The sequence below is a fragment of the Streptomyces triticisoli genome, assembly GCF_003270085.1.
Lineage (GTDB): Bacteria > Actinomycetota > Actinomycetes > Streptomycetales > Streptomycetaceae > Streptomyces > Streptomyces triticisoli.
The window spans coordinates 1-14,409 of the sequence record NZ_QFDQ01000094.1; the positions used below are offsets into that span (position 1 = coordinate 1).

14 protein-coding genes are annotated in these 14,409 nt (G+C 73.0%); 13 read left to right on the forward strand and 1 reads right to left on the reverse strand.

Features of this window, described 5'->3' with window-relative positions; all coding sequences use genetic code 11:
• Positions 1-51: 51 nt before the first annotated feature.
• On the reverse strand, positions 52-585 hold the full coding sequence (locus tag DEP02_RS15950) for a hypothetical protein (RefSeq protein ID WP_112467983.1): 534 nt from the start codon (positions 583-585) through the stop codon (positions 52-54).
• A gap of 284 nt (positions 586-869) precedes the next feature.
• Between DEP02_RS15950 and fmt the strand changes: the two genes are divergently transcribed.
• The 13 genes from fmt to DEP02_RS16020 all read left to right on the forward strand — a co-directional run bounded on the left by fmt (position 870) and on the right by DEP02_RS16020 (position 14,406).
• The gene (gene fmt, locus DEP02_RS15955; protein ID WP_112467984.1) at positions 870-1,802 is read left to right on the forward strand and encodes a methionyl-tRNA formyltransferase; all 933 of its coding nucleotides are present in this window, start codon (positions 870-872) and stop codon (positions 1,800-1,802) included.
• A 67-nt stretch (positions 1,803-1,869) separates the two neighbouring features.
• On the forward strand, positions 1,870-3,297 hold the full coding sequence (locus DEP02_RS15960) for an RsmB/NOP family class I SAM-dependent RNA methyltransferase (protein ID WP_112467985.1): 1,428 nt from the start codon (positions 1,870-1,872) through the stop codon (positions 3,295-3,297).
• 67 nt (positions 3,298-3,364) lie between these two features.
• Entirely contained in the window at positions 3,365-4,051 is a 687-nt protein-coding gene (gene rpe / locus DEP02_RS15965) for a ribulose-phosphate 3-epimerase (protein WP_112467986.1), read from the forward strand.
• Between the two features lie 78 nt (positions 4,052-4,129).
• The gene (locus DEP02_RS15970) at positions 4,130-5,173 is read left to right on the forward strand and encodes a sugar-binding transcriptional regulator (protein ID WP_112467987.1); all 1,044 of its coding nucleotides are present in this window, start codon (positions 4,130-4,132) and stop codon (positions 5,171-5,173) included.
• A 37-nt stretch (positions 5,174-5,210) separates the two neighbouring features.
• Positions 5,211-5,612: a guanyl-specific ribonuclease gene (locus DEP02_RS15975; protein ID WP_112467988.1), complete on the forward strand. Its 402-nt coding sequence runs from the start codon at positions 5,211-5,213 to the stop codon at positions 5,610-5,612.
• Entirely contained in the window at positions 5,609-5,935 is a 327-nt protein-coding gene (locus tag DEP02_RS15980) for a barstar family protein (protein ID WP_112467989.1), read from the forward strand. The genes DEP02_RS15975 and DEP02_RS15980 overlap by 4 nt, the downstream gene beginning before the upstream one ends.
• A gap of 171 nt (positions 5,936-6,106) precedes the next feature.
• The gene (locus DEP02_RS15985) at positions 6,107-7,549 is read left to right on the forward strand and encodes a GuaB1 family IMP dehydrogenase-related protein (protein WP_198668461.1); all 1,443 of its coding nucleotides are present in this window, start codon (positions 6,107-6,109) and stop codon (positions 7,547-7,549) included.
• 248 nt (positions 7,550-7,797) lie between these two features.
• Positions 7,798-8,250: an Lrp/AsnC family transcriptional regulator gene (locus DEP02_RS15995; RefSeq protein ID WP_112467992.1), complete on the forward strand. Its 453-nt coding sequence runs from the start codon at positions 7,798-7,800 to the stop codon at positions 8,248-8,250.
• Between the two features lie 338 nt (positions 8,251-8,588).
• The gene (locus tag DEP02_RS16000) at positions 8,589-10,865 is read left to right on the forward strand and encodes a sensor histidine kinase (RefSeq protein ID WP_112467993.1); all 2,277 of its coding nucleotides are present in this window, start codon (positions 8,589-8,591) and stop codon (positions 10,863-10,865) included.
• Positions 10,855-11,304 (forward strand): roadblock/LC7 domain-containing protein, encoded by a 450-nt coding sequence (locus DEP02_RS16005; protein WP_112467994.1) that lies wholly within the window; start codon positions 10,855-10,857, stop codon positions 11,302-11,304. The genes DEP02_RS16000 and DEP02_RS16005 overlap by 11 nt, the downstream gene beginning before the upstream one ends.
• A gap of 7 nt (positions 11,305-11,311) precedes the next feature.
• Positions 11,312-11,692, forward strand: a complete 381-nt coding sequence (locus DEP02_RS16010; protein WP_232839148.1) for a DUF742 domain-containing protein — start codon at positions 11,312-11,314, stop codon at positions 11,690-11,692.
• A 164-nt stretch (positions 11,693-11,856) separates the two neighbouring features.
• Positions 11,857-12,645 carry a carbon-nitrogen hydrolase family protein gene (locus tag DEP02_RS16015; protein ID WP_112467995.1) on the forward strand — a complete coding sequence of 263 codons (789 nt, stop codon included), beginning with the start codon at positions 11,857-11,859 and terminating at the stop codon, positions 12,643-12,645.
• Between the two features lie 48 nt (positions 12,646-12,693).
• On the forward strand, positions 12,694-14,406 hold the full coding sequence (locus DEP02_RS16020) for a flavin monoamine oxidase family protein (RefSeq protein ID WP_112467996.1): 1,713 nt from the start codon (positions 12,694-12,696) through the stop codon (positions 14,404-14,406).
• The last annotated feature ends 3 nt before the right edge of the window (positions 14,407-14,409 follow it).

Consider the following 14,409-nt stretch of genomic DNA (forward strand, 5'->3'; position numbering starts at 1 on the left):
CGGGCCGGTTCCGGCGGCGGAACCGGCCCGGCCAGGGGAGCGCGGTGGTGGTCAGCCGTTGCGAGGACCCGGGAAGGCCGTGGGCCGGGCCTCGTCGCGGGCGGTGGGGCCGCCGGCGGTGGGCTGGGTCGGCATGGATCGGGCCGCGGGGACTGTCGGGATGCCGGCGCCGACGTTGACCGTGCGGGTTCCCGACGGATCCGGGGACCGCTCGGCCTCGCCTGCTGCCTGCGCGGCGGCGCGGCGGGCGCCGTAACGGCGGTGGACGGCCTGCTTGGTGACACCGAGGGCGGAGCCCACGGCGTCCCACGAGAAGCCCAGCGAGCGGTCGAAGTCCACGGCGGCCGTGACCAGGGTCTCGACACTGTCCCGCAGTTCCTGCGCGAGACGGACCGTCGGGGCGGGGGCACGTCCGTAGACGACGAAGCCCGTGGAGGGGCCGGGGCGGCGCGGACGGTAGACGTTGCCCAACTGGGCGGTGAGCGTGCGCAGCGCGTCCACCTGCCGGCGGACCCGCTCGATGTCCCGCACCAGCAGGTGCAGGCTGGCCCGGGCCTGGGCGTCGTGGGTTGCGTGGTCGGCCATGAACAAGCCTCTCGAACCGGCGTTGAAAGGAACCGGGCCGCGCGGACGGCCCGCTGTGGTCAACTCTCTCTTGACCAACGCGCCTTCGCCCCGCTGGTCACGCTGCGGGGGGCGTGGCCGCATATCCGCACGCCCCCACGAATGCACATGCGCTGCGCCCCCCGGCCGCCGGAGCCCCGGCTCCCGGCGGCGGTCCCGGTTCGCACGGCGGCGGCCCCGTGGTGGTGGCCATAGACTGGTGCGCCGGTCGCCGTCCATTCCGCCTGAGAGGGCCAAGCCGTTCCATGAAGCTCGTCTTCGCCGGTACCCCAGAGGTCGCCGTTCCCGCGCTGGATGCTCTGCTCGCCTCCGGGCGGCACGAGGTGGCCGCCGTGGTCACCAGGCCCGACGCGCCGGCCGGGCGTGGGCGCCGGACGGTCGCCAGTCCGGTCGCCGAGCGGGCGGAGGAGGCCGGGATCGAGGTGCTCAAGCCGCTCAAGCCGCGGGAGCCGGAGTTCCTGGAGCGGCTGAAGGAGATCGCCCCCGACTGCTGTCCCGTCGTCGCCTACGGGGCCCTGCTGCCCAAGGCCGCCCTGGACGTCCCCGCCCACGGCTGGGTCAACCTGCACTTCTCCCTGCTGCCCGCCTGGCGCGGCGCCGCCCCCGTGCAGCACGCCCTCATGGCGGGGGACGAGATCACCGGCGCGTCCACCTTCCTCATCGAGGAGGGGCTGGACTCCGGTCCCGTCTACGGCACCGTCACGGAGGAGATCCGGCCCACCGACACCAGCGGCGACCTGCTCACCCGGCTCGCCTTCGCCGGCGCCGGGCTGCTCGCCGCCACCATGGACGGCATCGAGGACGGCACCCTGAAGGCCGTACCGCAGCCGTCCGAGGGCGTCACCCTCGCCCCCAAGATCACCGTCGAGGACGCGAGAGTCGACTGGACGGCCCCCGCCCTGCGCGTGGACCGCGTGGTGCGCGCCTGCACCCCGGCCCCCGGCGCCTGGACCACGTTCCGCGGCGAGCGGCTCAAGCTGATCCAGGTCGCGCCCGTGCCCGACCGCACCGATCTGGCCCCGGGCGTCATCGCCGCCGGCAAGAAGAGCGTCCACGTCGGCACCGGCTCGTACGCCGTGGAGCTGCTGTGGGTGCAGGCCCAGGGCAAGAAGCCGATGACGGCCGCGGACTGGGCGCGCGGCGTGCGCATCACCGGGAACGAGACCCTCGGGGGCTGACCGGCCGGTCCGGCCCGGGACGTAGGCTGGGTGCACAGCGCACCCAGCCATCCGGAGCACCTTTTTCGTGAGCGACACCACCCGTCGGCCCCGCAAACCCGCCAAGCCCCACCGCCGGCCCCAGAAGGATCCCGTCCGCATCCTCGCCTTCGAGGCGCTGCGCGCCGTGGACGAGCGGGACGCCTACGCCAACCTCGTCCTGCCGCCCCTGCTGCGCAAGGCGCGCGAGAAGGAGGGACCCGAGAAGTTCGACGGGCGGGACGCCGCGCTCGCCACCGAGCTGGTGTACGGCACGCTGCGCCGCCAGGGGACGTACGACGCGATCCTCGCCGCCTGCGTCGACCGGCCGCTGAGGGAGGTCGACCCACCGGTCCTGGACGTGCTGAGCCTCGGCGTCCACCAGTTGCTCGGCACCCGCATCCCGAGCCACGCCGCCGTGTCCGCCACCGTCGAGCTCGCGCGGGTCGTGCTCGGCGACGGGCGGGCCAAGTTCGTCAACGCCGTGCTGCGCAAGGTCGCGCGCGACGACCTCGACGGCTGGCTGGAGAAGGTCGCCCCGCCCTACGACGAGGACCCCGAGGACCACCTCGCCGTCGTCCACTCCCACCCCCGCTGGGTAGTCTCCGCCCTGTGGGACTCCCTCGGCGGCGGGCGCGCCGGCATCGAGGACCTGCTGCGGGCCGACAACGAGCGGCCCGAGGTGACCCTGGTCGCCCGTCCGGGCCGCGCCACCACCGAGGAGCTGTTGCGCGAGGAGGCCGCCGTCCCGGGCCGCTGGTCGCCGTACGCGGTACGGCTCACCGAGGGCGGCGAACCGGGTGCCGTGGACGCCGTACGGGAGGGCCGGGCCGGCGTGCAGGACGAGGGCAGCCAGCTCGTCGCCCTCGCTCTCGCCCACGCACCGCTGTCCGGTCCCGACGAGAAATGGCTCGACGCCTGCGCCGGCCCCGGTGGCAAGGCGGCCCTGCTCGCCGCGCTCGCCGCCGAACGCGGAGCCGTCCTGCTCGCCTCCGAGAAGCAGCCCCACCGGGCCGGCCTGGTGGCCAGGGCACTCGCGGGCAACCCCGGCCCGTACCAGGTGATCGCCGCCGACGGCACCCGCCCGCCGTGGCGCCCCGGCAGTTTCGACCGCGTCCTCGTCGACGTCCCCTGCACCGGCCTCGGCGCCCTGCGCCGCCGCCCCGAAGCCCGCTGGCGGCGCCGCCCGGAGGACCTGGACGGCTTCGCCCCGCTCCAGCGCGGCCTGCTGGGCACGGCTCTCGAGTCCGTCCGCGTCGGCGGTGTCGTCGGCTACGCCACCTGCTCGCCCCACCTCGCCGAGACCCGCGCGGTCGTCGCCGACGTGCTCAAGCAGTTCCCCGAGGCCGGCCTGATCGACGCCCGCCCCCTCCTGCCGGGCGTCCCGGCCCTCGGCGACGGCCCCGACGTACAGCTGTGGCCGCACCTGCACGGGACCGACGCGATGTACCTGGCCCTCATCCGCCGCACCGGCTGAGACCGCGCCCGCGGATTCGGCCGGGGACCGCGCGAACAACCGGGCCCGGGCATGGCACGCTTGGGTCATGGCCGTGCAGATCAACCCCAGCATCCTGTCCGCCGACTTCGCCCGTCTCGCCGAGGAGGCGAAGGCGGTCGAAGGGGCCGACTGGCTCCACGTCGACGTGATGGACAACCACTTCGTCCCGAACCTGACGCTCGGCGTCCCGGTCGTGGAGTCGCTGGCCCGGGCGACGGACACCCCGCTGGACTGCCATCTGATGATCGAGCAGGCCGACCGGTGGGCGCCGCAGTACGTCGAAGCGGGTGCCTCCTCCGTGACCTTCCACGTGGAGGCGGCCGCCGCCCCCGTCCGGCTGGCCCGCGAGATCCGCGCCAAGGGCGCCCGGGCCTCGATGGCCCTCAAGCCCGCCACCCCCATCGAGCCGTACGAGGACCTGCTCCCCGAGCTCGACATGCTCCTGATCATGACGGTGGAGCCGGGCTTCGGCGGGCAGGCGTTCCTCGACATCATGCTGCCCAAGATCCGTCGCACCAGGGAGTTGATCGACAAGCACGGCCTGCAGCTGTGGCTCCAGGTCGACGGCGGGGTGTCGGCCTCCACGATCGAGCGGTGCGCGGACGCCGGCGCCGACGTCTTCGTGGCCGGCTCGGCGGTCTACGGGGCGAAGGACCCGGCCGAGGCGGTACGTGCACTGCGCACCCAGGCGGAGACGGCGACCGCGAAGGCGTCCTGGGCGTGCGGCCACTGAGCAACGGGTATGTGAACGGCTCCCATCAGGGCTGATCAAGCGCGCCGGATCTGCAAGGATGAACGGTGAGTCCAGAGTGTGAACAGCAGTGAGGAGAGCACCGTGTCGGGTATGTCAGCGGGCCGGTCAGCAGTGCGGATGGGACCCGCTGAGCTGGTGCAGGCGGCGGCCATGGCCCGCCGTTTCTACCTCGAGGGCAAATCCAAGATCCAGATCGCCGAGGAGTTCGGCGTCAGCCGCTTCAAGGTGGCCCGGGTCCTGGAGACCGCTCTCGAACGGGATCTCGTACGCATCGAGATCCGGGTGCCGGCCGAACTGGACGCCGAGCGCTCCGACGCGCTCCGCGCCCGCTACGGCCTCAGGCACGCCGTCGTCGTCGAGTCCCCGGCCGACGCGGAGGAGACACCCGATCCGGAGAACCTCGGTGAGGTGGCTGCCGACCTGCTCGGCGAACTCGTCAACGAGGGGGACATCCTCGGCCTGGCCTGGGGCCGGTCCACCATCCACATGGCCGCGGCCCTGAACCGGCTGCCCCCGTGCACGGTGGTGCAACTGACGGGCGTGTACGACGCCGGGACCTCCGAGCGCGGCTCGGTGGAGGCCGTGCGCCGCGCCGCCCAGGTCTCGGGCGGCGACGCCCACCCCATCTACGCGCCGATGCTGCTGCCGGACGCGGCCACCGCGGCGGCGCTGCGCAACCAGACCGGGATCGCCCGCGCGTTCGAGTACTTCGACAAGGTCACCGTGGCCTGCGTGTCCATCGGCTCCTGGGAGCCGGGCATCTCCACGGTGCACGACATGCTCAGCGACGAGGAGCGCGCCCACTACGCCTCGCTCGGCGTCGCCGCCGAGATGGCCGCGCACCTCTTCGACACCGAGGGCCGCCGGATCGGACGGGACCTGGGGGAGCGGTGCATCACGGTCAAGGCCGACCAGCTGCGCCGTGTCCCCGAGGTCGTCGCGATCGCGGGCGGGCAGCGCAAGGCGGCGGCGATCGACGCGGTACTGCGCTCCGGCCTGGTCACCAGCCTGGTGACGGACACCTCGGCCGCGGACTACCTGATGACGGCGGGACCCGCCCCGGGGCCCGCCCTCGACCGGACGGACCCGGACGGCGCCTGACGCGCCCGCGTGGGACGGCCGTGGGAGCATCGGCGTCATGCTTCTGCGGTTCGTCCCCCGTGTGCTCGCGGGGCTCCTCGTCGCCCTCGCCGTCCTCCTGACCGGCTGCTCGCCCTCCGGGACGACGGCCTCCGGTTCCTCCGGCCCGTCGTGGGCCCACGGCATGGCCACCGTCAGCGCGTCCCGGCTGCCGGCCGAGGCCCGGCACACCCTGGACCTCATCGACCGGGGCGGCCCCTTCCCGTACCGGCAGGACGGCACCGTCTTCGGGAACTTCGAGAAACGGCTGCCCGAGGAGGCGCGCGGCTATTACCACGAGTACACGGTCAGGACACCGGGTGCGCGGGACCGCGGGGCCCGGCGCATCGTCACCGGACAGGGCGGCGAGACGTACTACACCGACGACCACTACAACTCCTTCAAGGCGGTGCTGAGATGACCGACGGCCACGTGGACCGGCACACGGTCGCGCTGGACCTCGACGGCGTGACCGACAAGGCGGGCCTGATGGACCGGTGCGCGGCCGCGCTCGGTCTGCCCGACTGGTTCGGCCGCAACTGGGACGCGCTCGCCGACAGCCTCGCCGATCCCGCGGTGTGGCCCGGGGAGGCCGCGGACACGGGACTGCTGCTCGTCGTACGGGGCTGGCAGGCCTACGCGCTCGCGCGGCCCGAGGAGTGGCGTACCGCCCGTGAGGTGTTCGCCGAGGCCGAGGAGCGCACGCCGGAGCTCTCCGTGCTGGTCGAGCCCGTGGCGCCCTGACCCTGCCCCGAGGCTTCCTCGCTCTGTGGCTTCCTCCGAAAGCGGCGCCGGCCGGCCTGGAGGATTCGACCGGGGAATCCCTTTCGGGCGTCATGGGACAATGAAGTACGTGCTCTTCCCCCGGCTGACCTGCCCGGGGGCCGCCTTGAGATCGACTGGGATGTGCAGCACGTGCGTTTCCTCAACGACATCCAGCCCGCCTACGACCTGACGTACGACGACGTCTTCATGGTGCCGAGCCGCAGCGCGGTCGGCTCCCGCCAGGGCGTGGACCTCAGCTCCCCGGACGGCACGGGCACCACCATCCCGCTCGTCGTCGCCAACATGACCGCGATCGCCGGCCGCCGCATGGCCGAGACCGTGGCCCGCCGCGGCGGACTGGTGGTCATCCCGCAGGACATCCCGATCGACGTCGTCACCGACGTGATCTCCTGGGTCAAGAACCGCCACCTGGTCCTGGACACCCCCATCGTGCTGGCCCCGCACCAGACGGTCGCCGATGCCCTCGCCCTGCTGCCCAAGCGCGCGCACAACGCCGGTGTGGTCGTCGACGAGCAGCACCGGCCCGTCGGCGTGGTCACCGACCGGGACCTGACCGGCGTCGACCGCTTCACCCAGCTCGAAGTGGTCATGAGCAAGGACCTGCTGCTCCTGGACGCGGACATCGACCCGCGCGAGGCCTTCAACACCCTCGACTCCGCCAACCGCCGCTACGCCCCGGCCGTCGACAAGGACGGCAGGCTCGCCGGCATCCTCACCCGCAAGGGCGCCCTGCGCGCCACCCTCTACACTCCGGCCACCGACGCGAACGGCAGGCTGCGCATCGCCGCCGCCGTGGGCATCAACGGCGACGTGACCGGACGGGCCGGGCAGCTGCTCGGCGCGGGCGTCGACACCCTCGTCATCGACACCGCGCACGGCCACCAGGAGTCGATGATCAGCGCCATCAAGCTGGTCCGCGACCTCGACCCGCGGGTGCCGCTCGCGGCGGGCAACGTCGTCTCCGCCGAGGGCGTCAGGGACCTCGTCGACGCGGGTGCGGACATCGTCAAGGTCGGTGTGGGGCCGGGCGCCATGTGCACCACCCGCATGGCGACCGGCGTCGGCCGCCCGCAGTTCTCCGCCGTCCTGGAGTGCGCGGCGGAGGCGAGGAAGTACGGCAAGCACGTGTGGGCCGACGGCGGTGTCCGTCACCCGCGCGACGTGGCGATGGCGCTCGCGGCCGGCGCGTCCAACGTGATGATCGGCTCCTGGTTCGCCGGCACCTACGAGTCGCCCGGCGACCTCCATCACGACGCCGAGGGCCGCCCCTACAAGGAGTCGTTCGGCATGGCCTCCGCGCGCGCGGTGCGCAACCGCACCTCGGAGGAGTCGGCGTACGACCGCGCCCGCAAGGCGCTGTTCGAGGAGGGCATCTCCACCTCCCGCATGTTCCTCGACCCGGCCCGCCCGGGCGTCGAGGACCTGATCGACTCGATCATCGCGGGTGTCCGCTCCTCGTGCACCTACGCCGGCGCCGGCACCCTGGAGGAGTTCGCCGACAAGGCCGTCGTCGGCATCCAGAGCGCGGCCGGCTACGCCGAGGGCAAGCCGTTGCACGCCAGCTGGAACTGAGCCGCCGCAGGTCTCCGCTGCCCCGGTGACGGGGCAGCGGAGGCGGCCGTACGCGTCCGGGCGGCCCCATGGCGCATGCCACAGCCGTCTCACGCAACGGTCACACACCTGGGTGGTCTTCGGGGTCCGGACGGCCGTCGGGCTCGTGTTCTACTTCCTGTACGGCTTCCGCCGTTCCCGTCTCGCGGCTCCTCGGAGCCTCGCGACGGCAGCGAACCGACCCGGCTCGAAGAAGTGACCGACATCCCGTGCTGAACGATCTCGACGAACGCATCGTGCACGCCCTCGCCGAGGACGCCCGCCGCTCCTACGCGGACATCGGGCAGCTGGTCGGCCTGTCCGCGCCCGCCGTCAAGCGGCGCGTGGACCGGCTGCGGGCGACCGGGGCCATCACCGGCTTCACCGTCCGGGTCGACCCGGCGGCGCTCGGCTGGGAGACGGAGGGGTTCGTGGAGATCTACTGCCGCAGCAACACCTCGCCGGAGACCATCCAGCGCGGTCTGGAGCGCTACCAGGAGGTCGTGTCCGCCTCCACCGTCACCGGGGAGGCGGACGCGATCGCCCAGGTCTTCGCCGCCGACATGCGGCACTTCGAGCGGGTCCTGGAGCGGATCGCCGGCGAGCCGTTCGTGGAACGGACCAAGTCCGTCCTGGTCCTCTCCCCGCTGCTGCGCCGATTCTCCTCCGGCGCGCCCAGCTGAACCGCCTCACCCCGCCGTCGGGGAGCAGTCGATCGCCGACAGCGGCTGCCGCATCCCGATCACGTGCCCGCCCGTGCCGCTCACCGGCCGCCGGTAGCGGTGCCGTCCGGTGAGCGCCGGCTTCCGCCCCGGGGCCGCCGAGGCCACCCGGAAGCCGGAGACCGTCTCGCGAACGGACTTGCCCTGCCCGGGAGTTACCCAGGGTAATGATTGCGGCCCCGGCACGTGATCGCGTAGGGTCTCCGGCACTCGACTACCCGGCGGTAACACCGGGCGGCACAGGCGGCGGACACCGCCCGCCGCCTGCCGTGCGACCGTCCCGCCGCCCTGGGGAGCCCATGCGCTGGTCCATCGGCCGTCCCACCACGGTCCGCGCCCGGATCGTGGCGCTCGCGCTCGCCCCGGTGGTCGCGCTGATGGCGCTGTGGAGTTTCGCCATGGTGTCGGTCACCGGCGACCTGCGCGCGCTGATCCGGCTCCAGGGCGTGTACGAGGACTTCGGCACCCCCGTGGACACGGCGATCGGACAGATCCAGATCGAACGACGGCTTGCCGCCACCTACTTGGGCGGCAGCCCGCGCACGGGAGACGCCGTCGCCCTGCTCCGGCAGCAGCGGCGCACGGACCGGGCCGTGACGGCGATGCGCGACGCGATCCGCGACGGCGACCGCGGCAGGCTCACCGCCCGGCAGCGGCAGGTCCTCGACAGCGTGCTGACCGCCACCGACAAGCTGGAGGACCTGCGCGAACGCGTACTGGCCCGGCGCCTTACCTGGGACCGGGCGGTGACCGAGTACGGCACCCTGGTCGAGCCCGGCTTCTGGGTCCAGTCCTCGCTCACCGCCCTGCAGGCCGGACAGCTCGCGCGGGAGGCCCAGGTCGTCGTCGAACTGGTGCGGGTCAGGGAGTTCGTCTCCCGCGAGGACGCGCTCGTCGCCGGGACGCGGGCCGCGGGCACCCTGACCGACGCGCAGTACGGCATGCTGACCGCCACCATCGAGGACCGCCGGGTCTTCGAGCGGACGTACGTGCCCGCGCTGCCCGGCGACTCACGGGCCCTGTTCGAGGAGTTCCAGCGCGGGGACGTGCACCAGGCGCTCACCCGGGGCGAGGACGCCCTGCTGCGGGCCGGAGCGTCGGGCGCGGGCCGGGCCGTCGCGGCCGACTCCTGGCGCACCACCACGGACCGGGCCGTCAAGCGCTACATGGAGCTGTGCACCACGTCGGCCGAGAACGCCGCCGCGCGCGGGCGCGCGTTCGCCTACCAGGAGCTGACCCGGGCCGCCGTGGTCGGCGTGCTCGGACTCGCCGCCGTAGGACTGTCCCTGTGGCTCGCGGTGCGCGGTGCCCGGCGGATCTCGCGCCGCCTGGAGAGGCTGCGGGACGCCGCCGACCTGCTGACCACCAGCCAACTGCCCGACGTGATGGCCCGGTTGAGCGCGGGCGAGGAGGTGGATGCGGCCGCCGAGGCACCGCCGCTCGTCGGCATCGAGTCACGGCCCGACGAGATCGGCCAGGTCGCCCGCTCCTTCAACGCCGCCCGGCTCGCCGCGATCGAGGCCGCCGTCAAGCAGGCCGGCCTGCGCCGCGGCCTGTTCGCCGTACTGCTCAACATCGCGCGCCGCAACCAGGCGCTGGTGCACCGCCAGCTCAAACTCGTCGACACCCTGGAGCGGCGCACCGACGACCCGGACGTCCTCGCGGAGCTGTTCCGGATCGACCACCTGACCACTCGTATGCGGCGCCACGCGGAGAGCCTGATCATCCTCTCCGGCGCCGCCCCCGGCCGCAGATGGCGCCGGCCCGTGCCGGTCGCCGACGTGGTCTCCTCCGCGGTGAGCGAGATCGAGGACTACACGCGCGTGGAGATCCCGCCGATGCCCCGGACGGGCGTCACCGCGGACGCCGTCGCCGACGTCGTGCACCTGATCGCCGAACTCCTGGAGAACGCCACGGTGTTCTCGCCGCCGCACACCCGGGTCACCCTGCGCACCGGCCGGGCGCCCGGCGGATTCGTGCTGGAGATCGACGACCGGGGCCTCGGCCTGGACGCCGACCAGCTTCAGGACGCCCACCTCACCCTCACCCGCCCCGACGACTTCGACCCCACCCGGCACGAACGGCTCGGCCTGTACGTCGTGGGCCGGCTCGCCGCCCGGCACGGCATCCGGGTCACCCTCACCCGCTCTCCGTACGGCGGTACGACGGCCGTGGTCCTCCTGCCGCAGACGGTGCTGGCCGACGTGGATCCGGAGCCCGGGCCGCCCGCGCGGGCACAGCCCGCCGACCAGGCCCGTACGGCACCGGTGCGGCCCCTGCCCTCCCGGAAGGCAGCGGCCGTGGCCACGCTCGAGGAGGGCACACTCCGGCCGGACGGCCCCGCCGACCGGGCCGCGCTGCCCACCCGCGTCCGCCAGAAATCCCTCGCGCCCGAGCTGCGCACCGAGGCCCACGCGGCCGGCGAGCCCGCCGACCGCGAGATCAGTGCCGAGGAGATGCGGGCCGTCTTCGGCGCCTTCCAGCGCGGGCTCGACCGCGGACGCAGGGGCCTTCCCACGGACACCGCCCCCACCCAGCACACCGAGGAAGAGACGGACGCCGACCATGCACCGTGACGAGAACCCGCCGGCCTCCGCCGAGACTCCCCAGCCGCCCGGCACCGACCTCGGCTGGCTCCTCGACGACCTGGTGGCCAGGACCGACCACGTACGACAGGCCGTGCTGCTGACCGCGGACGGCCTCCCGCTGAGCTGCTCGGAGGGCATGCGCCGGCGGGACATCGAGCACCTCGCCGCGGTCTCCTCCGGCTTCCACGGCCTGGCCCGCTCGGCGGGGGAGCGGTTCGCGGCCGGCGAGGTGCGGCAGACCATGGTGATGCTCGACGACGCCTACCTCTTCGTCACCCCGGCGGGCAACGGCAGCCGCCTGGCCGTGCTCAGCGACGCGCAGACCGACGTCGGGCAGCTGGCCCACGAGATGGCCCTGCTGGTGCGCCGCGTCGGCCGCCACATGGACGCCGCCGCACGCTCGGCCGCGGACTCCGGCGAACCCTGACGCGGCCGTGAGCGACGACCACTGGTACGAGGACGAGACCGGGGCCATGGTGCGCCCCTACACCGTCACGCGGGGCCGCACCCGCCCCTCGGACCGGCACACCATCGACCTGATGTCCCAGGTCACCGTCGTGCACCCGGACGGAGGCGGGCCGGGTGTCGACCACGCGCGCGCGTGCCTGCTCGACCTCCTGCGCCACGGCCCGCGGCCCGTCGCGGAACTGGCCGCCGACGCCGACCTGCCGCTGACCGTCGTCCGCGTGCTGCTCGGCGACCTCGCCGAGGCCGGCCTCGTCCGCATCGACGCGCCCCGGCGGATCCTGCCGCACGACCCGTCGACCGACCCCGAGCTGCTCCAGGAGATCGTGGAACGCCTGCGGGAACTGTGACCCCGAAGGCGCCGTACAGGGCCGCGCAACGAATCGCCGCACATTCCCGATCGCACGCAATGATCCGCTCACCGGTGCGCAACGGCTCCGGCTTGTCCGCCCGCGTCCGCCGACCGTACGGTCTAGTCAACCCCCCGAAACCCCCGTACCGGTGAGGATCGTCCATGCGCACCGCCCTGTTCCAGAGCTCCGGCCGACCCGGCTCCGCCGCCGAGAACCTCAAGGTCCTCGACGACGCCGCCGGCCGCGCCGCCGCCGCGGGCGCCGGGCTGCTGGCGACCTCGGAGATGTTCGTGACCGGGTACGCGATCGGCGACGACGTCGGCCGCCTGGCCGAGCCCGCCGACGGCGACTGGGCGGACACCGTGGCGGCGACGGCCACCCGGCACGGCCTGGCCGTCGCCTACAGCTACCCCGAACGAGACGGCGATGCGGTCTACAACTCCCTCCAGCTGATCTCCGCCGACGGAACCCGCCTCGCCAACTACCGCAAGACCCACCTGTACGGCGGCTTCGAGCGCGAGCAGTTCACCCCGGGCGAGCAGCCGGTCGTGCAGGCGGAGCTCAACGGTCTGACCGTCGGTCTGGTCGTCTGCTACGACGTGGAGTTCCCGGAGAACGTGCGCGCCCACGCGCTGGCCGGCACCGATCTCCTCATCGTTCCGACGGCGCTGATGCACCCGTTCCAGTTCGTCGCCGAGGCCCTCGTGCCGGTGCGCGCCTTCGAGAACCAGATGTACATCGCCTACGTCAACCGGGTCGGCCCCGAGGCCGAGTTCGAGTTCGTCGGACTCTCCACGCTCGCCGGCCCCGACGGAGTCGCCCGCACCCGCGCCGGCCGGTCCGAGGAACTGGTCGTCGCCGACGCCGACCCCGCCCTCCTCGCCGCCTCCCGCGAGACCAACCCGTATCTGGAGAGCCGCCGCCCCGGCCTGTACGGGTCCCTGGTCTGACCCCCGTACCTTTCCCCCCTCACGTTCCGCGCAAGGAGTCCGTACCCCATGACGTCCACGGTGCCCAACGCCGTCGAGCACGCAGACGAGCAGCAGCCGCCGATCACCATGTTCGGCCCGGACTTCCCGTACGCGTACGACGACTTCCTCGCCCACCCGGCGGGCCTCGGCCAGATCCCCGCCACCGAGCACGGCACCGAGGTCGCGGTCATCGGCGGCGGTCTGTCCGGCATCGTCGCCGCCTACGAGCTGATGAAGATGGGCCTGAAGCCCGTCGTCCACGAGGCAGACCGGATCGGCGGCCGGCTGCGCACCGTCGGCTTCGAGGGGTGCGACGAGTCGCTGACCGCCGAGATGGGCGCCATGCGCTTCCCGCCGTCCTCCACCGCCCTGCAGCACTACATCGACCTGGTGGGCCTGCAGACCCGGCCCTTCCCCAACCCGCTGGCCGAGGCGACCCCGTCGACCGTCGTCGACCTCAAGGGCGAGACGCACTACGCCGAGACCATCGACGACCTGCCGCAGGTCTACCGGGACGTGGCCGACGCCTGGAACAGATGCCTGGAGGAGGGCGCCGACTTCTCCGACATGAACCGCGCCATGCGCGAGCGGGACGTGCCGCGCATCCGCGAGATCTGGTCCCGGCTCGTCGAGAAGCTCGACAACCAGACCTTCTACGGGTTCCTGTGCGACTCCGAGGCCTTCAAGTCCTTCCGGCACCGGGAGATCTTCGGCCAGGTCGGCTTCGGCACCGGCGGCTGGGACACCGACTTCCCCAACTCCATCCTGGAGATCCTGCGCGTCGTCTACGCCGAGGCCGACGACCACCACCGCAGCATCGTCGGCGGCTCCCAGCAACTGCCGCTCAGGCTCTGGGAGCGCGAGCCGGAGAAGATCGTGCACTGGCCGTACGGCACCTCGCTGAAGTCGCTGCACGTCGGCGGCGAACCGCGCCCGGCCGTCACCCGGCTGCACCGCACCGCGGGCAACCGGATCACCGTGACGGACGCGGGCGGTGACATCCGCACCTACCGGGCGGCCGTCTTCACCGCCCAGTCCTGGCTGCTGCTGTCCAAGGTCCAGTGCGACGACGAACTCTTCCCCATCGACCACTGGACCGCGATCGAGCGCACCCACTACATGGAGTCCAGCAAGCTCTTCGTCCCCGTCGACCGGCCGTTCTGGCTGGACGAGGCCGTCGACGACAGGGGAAATCCGACGGGGCGGGACGTCATGTCGATGACGCTCACCGACCGCATGACCCGCGGCACCTACCTCCTCGACAACGGCCTGGACAGGCCCGCCGTGATCTGTCTGTCGTACACCTGGTGCGACGACAGCCTCAAGTGGCTGCCGCTGTCCGCCGACGAGCGGATGGAGGTGATGCTGAAGTCGCTGTCGGAGATCTACCCGAAGGTCGACATCAGGAAGCACGTCATCGGCAACCCGGTGACCGTCTCCTGGGAGAACGAGCCCTGGTTCATGGGCGCGTTCAAGGCCAACCTGCCCGGCCACTACCGCTACCAGCGGCGCCTGTTCACCCACTTCATGCAGGACCGGCTGCCCGAGGACAAACGGGGCATCTTCCTGGCCGGCGACGACATCTCCTGGACGGCCGGCTGGGCCGAGGGCGCCGTCCAGACCGCGCTGAACGCGGTCTGGGGCGTCATGCACCACCTCGGCGGCAGCACCGACCCGGCCAACCCCGGCCCGGGCGACGTCTACGACGAGCTCGCGCCCGTCGAACTCCCCGAGGACTGACGC